At 59.6% G+C, this 13,331-nt stretch carries 11 protein-coding genes; 8 read left to right on the top strand and 3 right to left on the bottom strand.

Annotated elements, in window-relative coordinates; genetic code table 11:
- The first annotated feature begins 210 nt into the window (after positions 1–210).
- Positions 211–657 carry an azurin gene (gene azu, locus HBO41_RS12805; RefSeq protein ID WP_017138443.1) on the top strand — a complete coding sequence of 149 codons (447 nt, stop codon included), beginning with the start codon at positions 211–213 and terminating at the stop codon, positions 655–657.
- A gap of 123 nt (positions 658–780) precedes the next feature.
- Here the strand turns inward: azu and nadE are convergent, their stop codons facing one another.
- The 3 genes from nadE to HBO41_RS12790 all read right to left on the bottom strand — a co-directional run bounded on the left by nadE (position 781) and on the right by HBO41_RS12790 (position 3,928).
- The gene (nadE, locus tag HBO41_RS12800) at positions 781–1,608 is read right to left on the bottom strand and encodes an ammonia-dependent NAD(+) synthetase (protein ID WP_017138442.1); all 828 of its coding nucleotides are present in this window, start codon (positions 1,606–1,608) and stop codon (positions 781–783) included.
- A gap of 3 nt (positions 1,609–1,611) precedes the next feature.
- Positions 1,612–2,826: a nicotinate phosphoribosyltransferase gene (gene pncB, locus HBO41_RS12795; protein WP_017138441.1), complete on the bottom strand. Its 1,215-nt coding sequence runs from the start codon at positions 2,824–2,826 to the stop codon at positions 1,612–1,614.
- 214 nt (positions 2,827–3,040) lie between these two features.
- Positions 3,041–3,928: a LysR family transcriptional regulator gene (locus tag HBO41_RS12790; RefSeq protein ID WP_169986521.1), complete on the bottom strand. Its 888-nt coding sequence runs from the start codon at positions 3,926–3,928 to the stop codon at positions 3,041–3,043.
- Positions 3,929–4,081: 153 nt separating this feature from the next.
- Between HBO41_RS12790 and HBO41_RS12785 the strand changes: the two genes are divergently transcribed.
- The 7 genes from HBO41_RS12785 to HBO41_RS12755 all read left to right on the top strand — a co-directional run bounded on the left by HBO41_RS12785 (position 4,082) and on the right by HBO41_RS12755 (position 12,550).
- Positions 4,082–5,572, top strand: a complete 1,491-nt coding sequence (locus tag HBO41_RS12785) for an aldehyde dehydrogenase family protein (protein ID WP_017138439.1) — start codon at positions 4,082–4,084, stop codon at positions 5,570–5,572.
- A 154-nt stretch (positions 5,573–5,726) separates the two neighbouring features.
- Positions 5,727–7,010, top strand: coding sequence for an FAD-binding oxidoreductase (locus HBO41_RS12780; RefSeq protein ID WP_169986519.1), 1,284 nt, complete (start codon positions 5,727–5,729; stop codon positions 7,008–7,010).
- A 374-nt stretch (positions 7,011–7,384) separates the two neighbouring features.
- Positions 7,385–8,521: a branched-chain amino acid ABC transporter substrate-binding protein gene (locus HBO41_RS12775; RefSeq protein ID WP_169986517.1), complete on the top strand. Its 1,137-nt coding sequence runs from the start codon at positions 7,385–7,387 to the stop codon at positions 8,519–8,521.
- A gap of 249 nt (positions 8,522–8,770) precedes the next feature.
- Positions 8,771–9,685, top strand: a complete 915-nt coding sequence (locus HBO41_RS12770; protein WP_017136076.1) for an ABC transporter permease subunit — start codon at positions 8,771–8,773, stop codon at positions 9,683–9,685.
- Positions 9,686–9,687: 2 nt separating this feature from the next.
- Positions 9,688–10,965 carry a high-affinity branched-chain amino acid ABC transporter permease LivM gene (livM, locus tag HBO41_RS12765; RefSeq protein ID WP_017136077.1) on the top strand — a complete coding sequence of 426 codons (1,278 nt, stop codon included), beginning with the start codon at positions 9,688–9,690 and terminating at the stop codon, positions 10,963–10,965.
- On the top strand, positions 10,962–11,837 hold the full coding sequence (locus HBO41_RS12760; protein WP_017136078.1) for an ABC transporter ATP-binding protein: 876 nt from the start codon (positions 10,962–10,964) through the stop codon (positions 11,835–11,837). Before livM ends, HBO41_RS12760 begins: the two co-directional genes overlap by 4 nt.
- On the top strand, positions 11,834–12,550 hold the full coding sequence (locus HBO41_RS12755; RefSeq protein WP_169986515.1) for an ABC transporter ATP-binding protein: 717 nt from the start codon (positions 11,834–11,836) through the stop codon (positions 12,548–12,550). The genes HBO41_RS12760 and HBO41_RS12755 overlap by 4 nt, the downstream gene beginning before the upstream one ends.
- The last annotated feature ends 781 nt before the right edge of the window (positions 12,551–13,331 follow it).

Here is a 13,331-nt window from a genome sequence, read left to right as displayed (position 1 = left end):
TGAAGAATTGATTGAAGTGCATGGCAGACGCTCCGGTGGGTGATGGAGCGATCATAAGCGGGTGGCGGTTGTTTGGCTGGTAGATTGTGTTGATCAGTCTGATAGCCTAAAGTTGTATACAATCTGTTGATTCAGATCATAAGAATTTCAGCCTGCTTGGGGCACCCTAGTCGCAATACGCGTTTTTTAAACCCTGCCTTGGAGATTCACATGTTTGCCAAAATCGTTGCTGTTTCCCTGCTGACACTGGCGAGCGGCCAGTTGCTTGCTGCAGAGTGCGCGGTCACTGTTGATTCCACCGACCAGATGTCCTTCAACACCAAAGAAATCACCATCGACAAGAGCTGCAAGAAGTTCACCGTGAACCTTGAACACTCCGGCAGCTTGCCGAAAAACGTCATGGGCCATAACTGGGTGCTGAGTTCCGCCGCCGACATGCCGGGCGTTGCCAGCGACGGCATGGCCGCTGGTATCGACAAAAACTACCTCAAAGACGGCGACACTCGCATCATCGCTCACACCAAGATCATTGGTGCTGGTGAGAAAGATTCGGTGACGTTTGATGTGTCGAAACTGGCTGCCGGCACGGATTACGCGTTCTTCTGCTCGTTCCCAGGCCACATCTCGATGATGAAAGGCACTGTGGTAGTCAAGTAACACCGCGTTATCGTTCATCGCGGGCAAGCCAGCTCCCACATTTGACCGCGTTCCCCTGTTGGAACTCGGTCAAGTGTGGGAGCTGGCTTGTCGAATCGTCGCACCGCTCGATTGCGGTCTACCTCACGGCGCAAATGGCATGACGCGCTTGTGCTCAGTCTTGCGATACGTGTCGCAGATAATCTTGAACGCTTCCTCACGCACCGGCTCGCCGTGCAGGAACGCATCGATCTCGGCGTAGGTCACGCCGTGTGAGGCTTCGTCCGGTTTGCCCGGCGACAGGTCTTCAAGGTCGGCAGTCGGGATCTTCTCGACCAGCGACTCCGGCGCGCCAAAGTGCCGCGCAATCGCACGCACCTGGTTCTTCACCAGCCCGCTCAACGGCGCCAGGTCGCAGGCACCGTCACCGAACTTGGTGAAAAAGCCCATCACCGCTTCCGCTGCATGGTCGGTACCGATCACCAGGCCACCGGCCGCGCCAGCGATGGTGTACTGCGCCACCATGCGCATACGCGCCTTGGTGTTGCCCAGCACGAAATCACGCGACACCGCCGCCTTGCCTTCAAACGCCGCCACTTCATTGGCCAGGGATTTAACCGCCGGGCCGATGTTCACGGTGTGGCGCTCGTCCGGGTCGATAAAGTCCACCGAAGCCTGGGCGTCGTGTTCGTCGAACTGGGTTTCGTAGGGCAGGCGCACCGCGATAAAACGGTAGGCTTCATCACCTGTGCTGGCGCGCAGTTCTTTCATTGCACGCTGGGCCAGCAGGCCGGCGGTCAGGGAGTCGACACCGCCGCTGATGCCCAGCACCAAGCTCTTGAGCCCGGAATTGCGCAGGCAGCCTTGGATAAACCCTACGCGGCGCGCCACTTCGGCCTCAAGGGCGGCCTGGTCGTTGAACGGTGCTTGGACCTTGAGCTGCTGCGCAATCTCACGCTGTACGGCTTGCATGATTCACTCCTTGCTGGAAAGGGCAGGTACTTTAAAAACGTGGCGCAAATAGGCGACAAAATTCGGATCGGTGCAGTGGGTCTTGCCCGCCTCATCGGAAATTTTCGCGACGGGCTGGCCATTGCAGGCGGTCATTTTAAGCACGATGCTCATCGGTTCAACACCCGGAATGTCACAGGTCAGGTTGGTGCCGATACCGAAGCTGACATTAATGCGACCGCGCAATGCGCGGAAAATCTCCAGGGCCTTGGGCAGCGTCAGGCTGTCGGAGAACACCAGGGTCTTGCTCATCGGCTCGATACCGAGCTTGTGGTAGTGGGCGATGGCTTTCTCGGCCCATTGAATCGGGTCACCGGAGTCGTGGCGCAGGCCGTCGAAGAGCTTGGCGAAGTACAGGTCGAAATCGCCCAGGAACGCGTCGGTGGTGATGCAGTCGGTCAGCGCGATGCCGAGCAGGCCACGGTATTCGCGTACCCAGCAATCGAGGGCGGCGATCTGGCTGTCGATCAGGCGCGGGCCGAGTTGCTGGTGGGCCATGATCCATTCGTGGGCCATGGTGCCCAGCGGTTTCATGTCGAACTCGCGGGCCAGGTGCACGTTGCTGGTGCCGACAAAACGCCCGGGGAAGTCGTGCTTAAGCACGCTGACCACTTCTTCCTGGACGCGGTACGAGAAGCGCCGACGGGTGCCGAAGTCGGCCACTTGCAGCTCCGACAGTTCTTCGCTGCTGGCATTGGCGGACAGCCAGTCGAACTTGCGGTACAGCTGTTCGCGGGCCTGTTCGAGGATGACGGTCTGGTAGCGGTAGCGGTTACGCACTTCGCTGACGATGGCCAGCATCGGCACTTCAAACAGGATCACATGCAGCCACGGCCCGCGCAGGCGGATAAACAGCTCGCCGTTCTCGATGCCGGTTTGCACGTAGCGCAGGTTGAAGCGAAACAGCCCCAGAAAGCGCAGGAAGTCCGGCTTCATAAAGCTGATGCGTTCCAGGAAGCCCAACTGGTCGGGGCTCAGGCTCAACTCGGCGAGGCGTTCGATCTGATAGCGGATTTCCGCCAGGTACGGGCGCAGGTCTTCACTGTTGCGGCAACGAAACTCCCATTCAACTTCCACGTTCGGGTAGTTGTGCAGCACCGCCTGCATCATGGTCAACTTGTAGAAGTCGGTGTCGAGCAAGTTCTGCACGATGCGATCGGCAAACACACTCTCGCTCATAACGGGAATCTCCAGACGGGTCGGCGATGGGCGCCGGCCTTTACGCACAATTAAGGAAGGGTGCTAGTGGCGCATAGACCTGTGGGGTTTTGCCAGTGATTTTTTCAGTGCGGCCACTGGCCTCATCGCAGGCAAGCCAGCTCCCACACTTGAAATGCATTCCAAAGGTGGGAGCTGGCTTGCCTGCGATGACGGTGGTGCAGCCCAAAAAGAGCTAAACCTGCTCCATCATCCACTTCACAAACTCACGCACCTTGGGCACCTCCGCCGAATGCTCGGGATACGCCAGGTAATACGCATCCTGGCTGGGCATCGCATGCTGCCAGGGAATCACCAGCTTGCCCTCGGCCAGCTCTTCCTCCACCAGAAAGCGCGGCAACAAGGCCACGCCACAGCCGACCTGCGCCGCCCGAATGCACATATAAAAGGTATCAAAACGCGGCCCGTGGTAGCTGTGCTCGGTCTGGTAGCCCTGGCTGGCGAACCAGTCATGCCAGCCCTGCGGTCGCGAGGCGTTTTGCAGCAGCACCAGGTTGCTCAGTTGCGTGGGGTCGGTGAATGGCTGCGCAGGCAAGCTCTCTGCCGCACACACCGGCACCAACTCTTCGCTGAACAGTTTCAGGCTCTCGGTGCCCGGCCGTGAACGCTGGCCGAAGTAGAAAGCCATGTCGGCCTTGCCTTGCAACAGTTCGTCCGGCTCCTGCTCGTTGCACAGGTCCAGGTGGATCTGCGGGTGACGCAAACGCCAGCCCTTGAGGCGCGGCACCAGCCAGCGCGCGCCGAACGTGTAGGGCGTGGACACGCGCAGCACTTCGGTCTCGCCGCCGTAGGAGCGCAGGTAGTGGGTGGACATCTCCACTTGCGTGAGGATTTTGCGCACTTCCACCAGGTACAAATCCCCTGCCGGGGTCATCTGCAAGCGGCGGCGCACCCGGCGAAACAATAGGTGTTGGAGCAATTCTTCCAGCTGCGCGACCTGCTTGCTCACCGCGCTTTGCGTGAGGTTCAGTTCCTCGGCAGCGCGGGTGAAGCTCAGGTGGCGGGTGGCGGCTTCGAAACACTGCAGGGCGGTGATCGAGGGCAAATGTCTTTTATTCAGCACGGCACGCCTCTTTTTATTCTTTGCATGAGTAAACGGAATGATATCTCGCCTAATCGTCGTTTGTTGGCAAGTCTTGGGCCAGCTACAAATAAGGTCTGGATCGCCGTGTCTGTGGCGGCGCGAATTTTCTGTTTGAGTTTGAAGGAGTGACCCATGGTTGCCGCATTGCTTGACCGTCTCGGGGTAAACCCGGCGCTGTACCAGTCGGGTAAACAGCCCGTGCATTCGCCGATTGATGGCAGCCGTATCGGCAGTGTGCACTGGGAAGGTGCCGCTGAAGTGGAGCAGCAGGTCAGTCGCGCCGAGCATGCATTCGAGGCCTGGCGCAAGGTGCCGGCACCGCGTCGCGGCGAGCTGGTGCGCCAGTTCGGCGATGTATTGCGCGAATATAAAGCCGACCTGGGCGAGTTGGTGTCGTGGGAGGCCGGCAAGATCACCCAGGAAGGCTTGGGTGAAGTGCAGGAGATGATCGACATCTGCGACTTCGCCGTGGGCCTGTCCCGCCAGTTGTACGGCTTGACCATCGCCTCCGAGCGCCCAGGCCACCACATGCGTGAAACCTGGCACCCGCTGGGTGTGGTCGGCGTGATCAGCGCCTTCAACTTCCCGGTCGCCGTGTGGGCGTGGAACACCACGCTGGCGCTGGTGTGCGGCAACGCGGTGATCTGGAAACCCTCGGAAAAGACCCCGCTGACCGCCTTGGCCTGCCAGGCATTGTTCGAGCGCGTACTGAAGAAGTTCGACGGCGCCCCCGACTACCTCAGCCAAGTGATCATTGGCGGCCGTGACGCCGGTGCGGCGCTGGTGGATGACCCGCGCGTTGCGCTGATCAGCGCCACCGGCAGCACGCGCATGGGCCGCGAAGTGGCGCCGAAAGTCGCCGCACGTTTCGCCCGCAGCATCCTTGAGCTGGGCGGCAACAACGCGATGATCCTCGGCCCAAGCGCCGACCTCGACATGGCCGTGCGCGCCATTCTGTTCAGCGCCGTCGGCACTGCCGGCCAGCGTTGCACCACCTTGCGCCGTTTAATCGCCCATGAGTCGGTCAAGGAAGAAATCGTTACCCGTCTCAAAGCCGCCTATTCCAAAGTGCGCATCGGCCACCCGCTGGAAGGCAACCTGATCGGCCCGCTGATCGACAAGCACGGCTTCGAGAACATGCAGGACGCCCTGGAGCAAGCCTTGAGCGAAGGCGGCAAGGTGTTCGGCGGCAAGCGCCAGCTGGAAGACAAGTTCCCGAATGCCTACTACGTGTCGCCGGCCATTGTGGAGATGCCCGAGCAAAGTGACGTGGTGTGTACCGAAACCTTCGCGCCGATTCTGTATGTGGTTGGCTACAGCGACTTCACCGAAGCCTTGCGCCTGAATAACGCCGTGCCGCAAGGCCTGTCCTCGTGCATCTTCACCACCGACGTGCGTGAAGCCGAGCAGTTCATGTCGGCGGTGGGCAGTGACTGCGGCATCGCCAACGTCAACATCGGCCCGAGCGGCGCGGAGATTGGTGGCGCGTTTGGCGGTGAGAAAGAGACCGGTGGGGGGCGTGAGTCGGGTTCGGATGCATGGCGCGGGTATATGCGTCGCCAGACCAATACCGTGAACTACTCGTTGGAATTGCCGCTGGCCCAAGGCATCACCTTCGACTGATCCCCCAAGTCGAAGTGGGATCAATGTGGGAGCTGGCTTGCCTGCGATAGCGGTGGTGACTGATACACCGCTATCGCAGGCAAGCCAGCTCCCACAGTTGATTGGGTTTGCAGTTCGGAAATAGTTGTTTGTTGGGTCTCATCGGAGTCTGGCAATGGCACTACGCGAAACATGTTTATGGGAACAACTCACCCCAGGCCGGCCCGATCGCGCCGCGCTCAAGGGCGAGGTCAAGGTTGATGTGTGCGTGATCGGTGCCGGTATCACCGGCTTGTCGGCCGCCATTCATTTGCTGGGACAAGGTAAAAGCGTCGCCGTGCTGGAGGCTCATCGCACCGGCCATGGCGGTTCGGGGCGTAACGTCGGGCTGGTCAACGCCGGTATGTGGATCCCGCCGGACGAGATCGAAGCGGGTTTCGGCGAAGCGGTGGGCAGCCAGCTCAACCGCATGCTGGGCGCGGCGCCGTCGCTGGTGTTCAGCCTGATCGACAAATACAAGATTGATTGCCAACTGCGCCGTGAGGGCACCTTGCACATGGCGCATAACGCCCGTGGCGAGGCGGATTTGCGCAGTCGCGAAGAACAGTGGAAGCGCCGTGGCGCCCCCGTCGAGCTGCTGACGGGCCAGGCGTGCGAACAGGCCACCGGCACCAAAAAGATCGCCGCCGCCCTGCTGGACCGGCGTGCCGGCACCTTGAACCCAATGGCCTACACCACTGGCCTGGCGAATGCGGCTGTGGGACTTGGCGGGCAACTGTTCGATCATTCGCCGGTCACGCAACTTGAACGCCAAGGTGCACTCTGGTCGGTGCAGACCGCCCAGGGTTCAGTGCAGGCGGCGCAAGTGGTGATCGCCTCCAACGCCTATACCGAAGGCGAATGGACCGAGCTGCGGCGCAACTTCTTTCCCGGTTACTACTACCAGGTCGCCTCGGCCCCGCTGACGGACGAAGCCGCGCAACATATCCTCCCCGGCGGGCAGGGCTCGTGGGACACACGCCAGGTGTTAAGCAGCATCCGCCGCGACGCGGATGGCCGCTTGTTGCTCGGCAGCCTGGGCAATGGCAACCAGAAACCGACGTGGTTCCTCAAGGCGTGGGCCGATCGGGTGCAGCAGCATTACTTCCCGTACCTCAAATCGGTGCAGTGGGAATGCACTTGGACCGGCTGCATCGCCTTCACCCCGGACCACCTGATGCGCCTGTTCGAGCCGGCCCCCGGTCTGGTCGCCGTCACCGGTTATAACGGCCGCGGCGTGACCACGGGCAGTGTGGTGGGCAAAGCCTTTGCAGACTATTTGTGTCACCAGAACCCACAGGCGCTGCCGATCCCGTTTGCGCCGATGCAACCGCTGGCCGGGGTGGGCCTGCGCAGTTGCCTGTATGAAGCGGGGTTCTCGCTGTATCACGCCGGGCAATGCCTGCGGATCGTGGTCTGATCAGCGAAATACCTGTCAAAAGCCTGCATCTTCTTAGCAGGCTACTAATCTGTATTGGTGCAAGTCGTAGCAATCACGCACTGTAAATGTGCAGTTCCGTTACGCACATTGTTACAGCTGTAGGAACTGTCGTTTAGGCATCCGGTTGCAGGTGCGACCTGCCAGGGTTGTACTTTTTGGATCCATTGGTTGCACCTTTCGATGCTAGACGGTTGCACGTACTGGCAAAGGGAGTCGAAACGCCTGTAATAACAATGACACCGTGTCTTTTTGAAGAATAAAAAAGTAATGGCACGCGCCTTGCTCTGGGCTTTCCTGTGAAAGTTTGACGCGAATTCGTAGTGCCAATAAACAAAAACCTCGGAGCACCACTCATGTCCCAGACGTTTTACAAGAAAGGTTTTCTGGCCCTCGCCGTTGCAGCGGCGTTGGGTGTTTCTGCGTTTGTTCAAGCTGATGTGAAGATTGGCGTTGCGGGGCCGATGACCGGCGCCAACGCCTCGTTCGGTGAGCAGTACATGAAGGGTGCCCAGGCGGCAGCCGAAGTGATCAACAAGGCTGGCGGCATTAACGGTGAGAAAGTCGTGCTGGTTGCCGGTGACGATGCTTGCGAACCCAAGCAGGCCGTGGCCGTGGCTAACCGTCTGGCGGACCAGGACAAAGTGATCGGCGTGGTAGGGCACTTCTGCTCGTCGAATACCATTCCCGCCTCTGAGGTCTACGACGAAGCGGGCATCATCGCGATCACTCCAGGCTCTACCAACCCACAAGTGACAGAACGCGGCCTGGGTGCCATGTTCCGCATGTGTGGTCGTGACGACCAGCAGGGCATCGTCGCCGGCGATTACATCGTCGACGTGCTCAAGGGCAAGAAAGTCGCGGTCATCAACGACAAGGACACCTACGGCAAAGGCCTGGCCGATGCCACCGCTGCCCAACTGACCAAGCGCGGCGTCAAGCCGGTGCTGGAAGAAGGCCTGACCCGTGGCGAGAAAGACTTCAGCGCCCTGGTTACCAAAATCCGCTCCTTGGGCGCTGACGTCGTGTATTTCGGTGGTCTGCACCCTGAAGCCGGCCCACTGGTTCGCCAGATTCGTGAAGCCGGCCTCAAGGACGTCAAGTTCATGTCCGATGACGGCGTAGTGACTGACGAACTGGTTGCCACCGCTGGCGGCAAGCAATACGTAGACGGCGTGTACATGACTTTCGGCGCCGACCCGCGTCTGCTGCCAGACAGCAAGGCTGTAGTGGAAGAGTTCCGCAAAGCCGGCTACGAGCCAGAGGGCTACACCCTGTATGCCTATGCCTCGCTGCAAGCCCTGGCCGCCGGCTTCAACGGCGCCAAATCCAACAAAGGCGAAGACGCCGCCAAGTGGCTCAAGGCTCACCCGGTGAAAACCGTCATGGGCGAAAAAGCCTGGGATACCAAGGGCGACCTGAAAATCTCCGACTACGTGGTTTACCAGTGGGATAAAGACGGCAAATACCACCAGTTGGAAAAGCAGAAGTAAGAACAAGCACCACGGAACCCATGTAGGAGCGGGCTTGTTGTGGGAGCTGGCTTGCCTGCGATACAGGCACCTCGGTACTTCAGTAATACCCAGGTGATGCAATCGCAGGCAAGCCAGCTCCCACACAAGCCAGCTCCCACACAGGGCCCCGCTCCCACAGGGAGTGGTGTTTATATCGATATCTGTCTTTTCCTCCAGAAGCGCCGCGCACTCAACCGTGTGCAGGTGCTCACCGCGTGAGATTGCGTTATGGATGGTATTTTCCTGCAGCAACTGGTCAACGGCCTGACCCTCGGGTCGGTCTACGGCCTGATCGCCATCGGCTACACAATGGTCTATGGCATCATTGGCATGATCAACTTCGCCCACGGCGAGGTTTATATGATTTCCGCTTACCTCGCGGCGATCAGTCTGGCACTGCTGGCTTACTTCGGCATCGAATCCTTCCCGCTGCTCATTCTCGGCACTCTGATCTTCACCGTGGTCGTCACCGGCGTGTACGGTTGGGTCATCGAGCGTGTCGCCTACAAACCGCTGCGTAACTCCACCCGACTGGCACCGCTGATCAGCGCCATCGGTATCTCCCTGATCCTGCAAAACTATGCGCAGATCGCTCAGGGCGCGAAACAACAAGGCATTCCAACCCTGCTGGCCGGCGCCTGGCGCGTCGATATCGGCACGGGCTTCGTGCAGTTGACCTACACCAAGGTGTTTATCCTGGTGGCCGCGTTTCTCGGCATGGGCCTGCTGACCTACATCATCAAATACACCAAGCTCGGCCGCATGTGCCGCGCCACCCAGCAAGACCGCAAGATGGCCTCGATCCTGGGCATCAACACCGACCGCGTGATCTCCTACGTGTTCGTCATCGGTGCCGCCATGGCCGCCCTGGCCGGCGTGCTGATCACCCTCAACTACGGCACCTTCGACTTCTATGCCGGCTTTATCATCGGCATTAAGGCGTTTACCGCAGCGGTACTCGGCGGCATCGGTTCCCTGCCTGGGGCGATGTTGGGCGGGATCATCCTGGGTATCTCCGAGTCGCTGTTCTCGGGGTTGATCAACTCTGACTACAAAGACGTGTTCAGCTTCTCCCTGCTGGTGGTGATTCTGATCTTCCGTCCTCAGGGCCTGCTTGGTCGCCCACTCGTGGCTAAGGTGTAAACATGTCTGCTGCCAAATCTATCGATATCAAGAAAAGTGTGGTCGATACGGTCCTTGCCGGGCTGATTTCGTTGATCGTGTTCGGCCCGATCGTCGGCGTGGTCCTCGACGGCTATAGCTTTAACCTCGAGCCTGCGCGGGTGGCCACGTTGGTCGCCATCGTGATGGCCGGGCGCTTTGCCTTGAGCCTGTTCCTGCAAACCCCCAAGGGCGTGAAGATCCTGCAGGGTTTCGAGAGCAGTGGCTCCGGCGTGCACGTGTTGCCGCCGGACTACAAATCGCGGCTGCGCTGGATCATCCCGGCACTGATCGTGATCGCGATCGTGTTCCCGATCTTCGCCAACAAGTACCTGCTGACCGTGGTGATTCTCGGGCTGATCTACGTGTTGCTCGGCCTTGGCCTGAACATCGTGGTGGGCCTGGCCGGTTTGCTCGACCTGGGTTACGTGGCGTTCTACGCCATCGGCGCCTACGGCCTGGCGCTCGGTTATCAATACCTGGGCCTGGGCTTCTGGAGTGTGTTGCCTCTGGCGGCCATCGCTGCCGCGCTGGCGGGCTGCATACTCGGGTTCCCGGTGCTGCGAATGCACGGCGATTATCTCGCCATCGTGACCCTGGGCTTTGGTGAAATCATCCGCCTGGTGCTCAACAACTGGCTGTCGTTCACCGGTGGCCCCAACGGTATGCCGGTGCCTTCGCCGACCTTTCTCGGCCTGGAATTCGGGCGCAAGGCCAAGGATGGCGGGATTCCGTTCCACGAGTTCTTCGGCATCGATTACAACCCCAACATCAAGTTCATGTTCATCTACATCGTGCTGTTCCTGGTGGTACTGGCCGTGCTGTACATCAAGCACCGCCTGACCCGTATGCCGGTCGGCCGCGCCTGGGAAGCCTTGCGCGAAGATGAAATCGCCTGCCGTTCCATGGGCCTGAACCATGTACTGGTCAAGCTTTCGGCGTTCACCATCGGGGCCTCGACTGCGGGTCTGGCCGGGGTGTTCTTCGCCAGCTACCAAGGCTTCGTCAACCCGTCGTCGTTTACCTTCTTCGAATCGGCGCTGATCCTGGCCATCGTGGTGTTGGGCGGCATGGGTTCGACAGTCGGTGTGGTGATTGCGGCGTTCGTCTTGACCGTCGCGCCGGAGTTGCTGCGCAGCTTCTCCGAATACCGCGTGCTGCTGTTTGGCGTGTTGATGGTGGTGATGATGATTTGGCGGCCACGCGGGCTGATCCGCATCAGCCGAACCGGTGTGACCCCACGTAAAGGAGTGGCGCCATGAGCAAAGAAGTCGTCCTCTCAGTGGAACACCTGATGATGCACTTCGGTGGCATCAAGGCCTTGAGCGATGTGAGCCTCAAGGTCAAACGCAACTCGATCTTCGCCCTGATCGGCCCCAACGGCGCGGGCAAGACCACGGTGTTCAACTGCCTCACCGGCTTCTACAAAGCCAGCGGCGGCAAGATCGAACTGAACATTCGTGGCAAGCAGACCAACGTGATCCAGTTGCTCGGCGAACGCTTCAAGGCCGTCGACTTTGTGTCGCCAAAAAGCTTCTTCAGCCGCGTGTACTACAAGATGTTCGGCGGCACCCACCTGGTCAACCGCGCAGGGTTGGCGCGGACCTTCCAGAACATTCGCCTGTTCAAGGAAATGTCGGTGCTGGAAAACCTGCTGGTGGCCCAGCACATGTGGGTCAACCGCAACATGCTGGCGGGCATCCTCAATACCAAGGGCTACCGTAAGGCCGAAAGCGATGCCCTCGACCACGCCTTCTATTGGCTGGAAGTGGTGGACCTGGTGGACTGCGCCAACCGCCTGGCCGGTGAGCTTTCCTACGGCCAGCAACGCCGCCTGGAAATCGCGCGCGCCATGTGCACCCGGCCGCAGATCATCTGCCTGGACGAACCGGCAGCGGGCCTCAACCCGCAGGAAACCGAAGCCCTCAGCGCGATGATTCGCCTGCTGCGCGACGAACACGACCTGACAGTCGTGCTGATCGAACACGACATGGGCATGGTGATGAGTATTTCCGACCACATCGTGGTGCTCGACCACGGCAACGTGATCGCCGAAGGCGGCCCGGACGCGATCCGCAACGACCCGAAAGTGATTGCCGCCTACCTGGGCGCAGACGAAGAGGAGCTGGTATGAGTGCACCTATCCTCGAAATGAAGGACCTGAACGTGTTTTACGGCCCGATCCAGGCCCTGAAAAAAGTCTCGCTGCACATTAACGAAGGCGAAACCGTGAGCCTGATCGGCTCCAACGGCGCGGGTAAATCCACGCTGCTGATGTCGATTTTCGGCCAGCCGCGCGCCGAGTCCGGGCAAATTCTGTACAACGGCGTCGACATTACCCACAAGTCGTCCCACTACATCGCCTCCAACGGCATTGCGCAGTCGCCGGAAGGGCGGCGGGTGTTCCCCGACATGACCGTCGAGGAAAACCTGCTGATGGGCACCATCCCGATTGGTGACAAGTATGCGCAGGAAGACATGCAGCGCATGTTCGAGCTGTTCCCTCGGCTCAAGGAGCGGCGCACCCAGCGCGCAATGACCATGTCGGGTGGCGAGCAGCAAATGCTCGCCATCGCCCGCGCGCTGATGAGCCGGCCCAAGTTGCTGTTGCTGGACGAACCGAGCCTGGGCCTGGCGCCCATTGTGGTGAAGCAGATTTTTGCCACACTGCGCGAGCTGGCGGCCACCGGGATGACTATCTTCCTGGTGGAACAGAACGCTAACCACGCGCTGCGTCTGTCGGACCGGGCGTATGTGATGGTTAACGGCGAGATCCGCCTGACGGGCACCGGCAAGGAATTGCTGGTGAATGAGGAAGTGCGCAACGCCTACCTCGGCGGGCATTGATCCCTGCCCCTGATCGTTCCCACGCTCTGCGTGGGAATGCCTCTTGTGACGCTCCGCGTCACGCTTGGGGACGCGGAGCGTCCTTTGCTGCATTCCCACGCGGAGCGTGGGAACGATCATCCACAGGTGTTTTTGGGGTGTTTTCAGTGCTCCCGCCAAATTGTGGAAAACAAATCCAGAGACCCTCCAAAGCGCGACATATAGCCGCCGCAAATCCCTGTTTTGTCACAGTTTTGACTTGTCCCCATCCGCTGTGGAACCGGCTGTGGGTAACGTGGGAGTAGCTGGCTGCAAGCCTTTAAAAACGGGGCTTGCAGCGTGGTGGTTGTTTATTGATCAGCCAGTTTTTGGTGGCCTGCCGAGGGCTTTGTCAACCTGTTTAAAGACACAGGTATATGACTGATTTATGTCTGATCAGCCTGTGGATAAGTCTGTGACTAAACTCTGGAAAGACGGCCGCAGAGGCCGGAATGACTGGCCTGGAGCCATCGTTCGGATTTTCCCTCTTGCCATTGGGCTACATACGCCTTGGCCAAGGTCAAGCAAAAAACTTTCTGAAATCGTCTGCAAGCCTTGTATAGAGCGGCTTGGCGCTTTTTACACTTGCCCCCAAAGACTGTGGGCGCAGTTGTGGATAACCTGCGTGCATATGGCTGCACGCCACGTTCTATAAGGCTTTGCCTGATGTGATCAAAAAACAACCAGCCGTGTATGAAGTTATACGCTTAGCGGTTGCTGCAATCGCGGCGTAAGGGCATTCTGCTGGCTGTTTTTTTTCCGA

Source organism: Pseudomonas sp. WS 5146, assembly GCF_012985495.1.
In the GTDB taxonomy this organism is placed as follows: domain Bacteria; phylum Pseudomonadota; class Gammaproteobacteria; order Pseudomonadales; family Pseudomonadaceae; genus Aquipseudomonas; species Aquipseudomonas edaphica.
The sequence above is the reverse complement of the archived record's forward strand: the minus strand, read 5'-3'. Positions and strand labels throughout refer to the sequence as shown.

What these genes read in the sequence shown, in the direction of transcription:
- azu (WP_017138443.1), top strand. Translation starts at nt 211, where the DNA reads ATGTTTGCCAAAATCGTTGCTGTTTCCCTGCTGACACTGGCGAGCGGC.
- nadE (WP_017138442.1), bottom strand. Translation starts at nt 1,608, where the DNA reads ATGCAAGCCGTACAGCGTGAGATTGCGCAGCAGCTCAAGGTCCAAGCA.
- pncB (WP_017138441.1), bottom strand. Translation starts at nt 2,826, where the DNA reads ATGAGCGAGAGTGTGTTTGCCGATCGCATCGTGCAGAACTTGCTCGAC.
- HBO41_RS12785 (WP_017138439.1), top strand. Translation starts at nt 4,082, where the DNA reads ATGGTTGCCGCATTGCTTGACCGTCTCGGGGTAAACCCGGCGCTGTAC.
- HBO41_RS12780 (WP_169986519.1), top strand. Translation starts at nt 5,727, where the DNA reads ATGGCACTACGCGAAACATGTTTATGGGAACAACTCACCCCAGGCCGG.
- HBO41_RS12775 (WP_169986517.1), top strand. Translation starts at nt 7,385, where the DNA reads ATGTCCCAGACGTTTTACAAGAAAGGTTTTCTGGCCCTCGCCGTTGCA.
- HBO41_RS12770 (WP_017136076.1), top strand. Translation starts at nt 8,771, where the DNA reads ATGGATGGTATTTTCCTGCAGCAACTGGTCAACGGCCTGACCCTCGGG.
- livM (WP_017136077.1), top strand. Translation starts at nt 9,688, where the DNA reads ATGTCTGCTGCCAAATCTATCGATATCAAGAAAAGTGTGGTCGATACG.
- HBO41_RS12760 (WP_017136078.1), top strand. Translation starts at nt 10,962, where the DNA reads ATGAGCAAAGAAGTCGTCCTCTCAGTGGAACACCTGATGATGCACTTC.
- HBO41_RS12755 (WP_169986515.1), top strand. Translation starts at nt 11,834, where the DNA reads ATGAGTGCACCTATCCTCGAAATGAAGGACCTGAACGTGTTTTACGGC.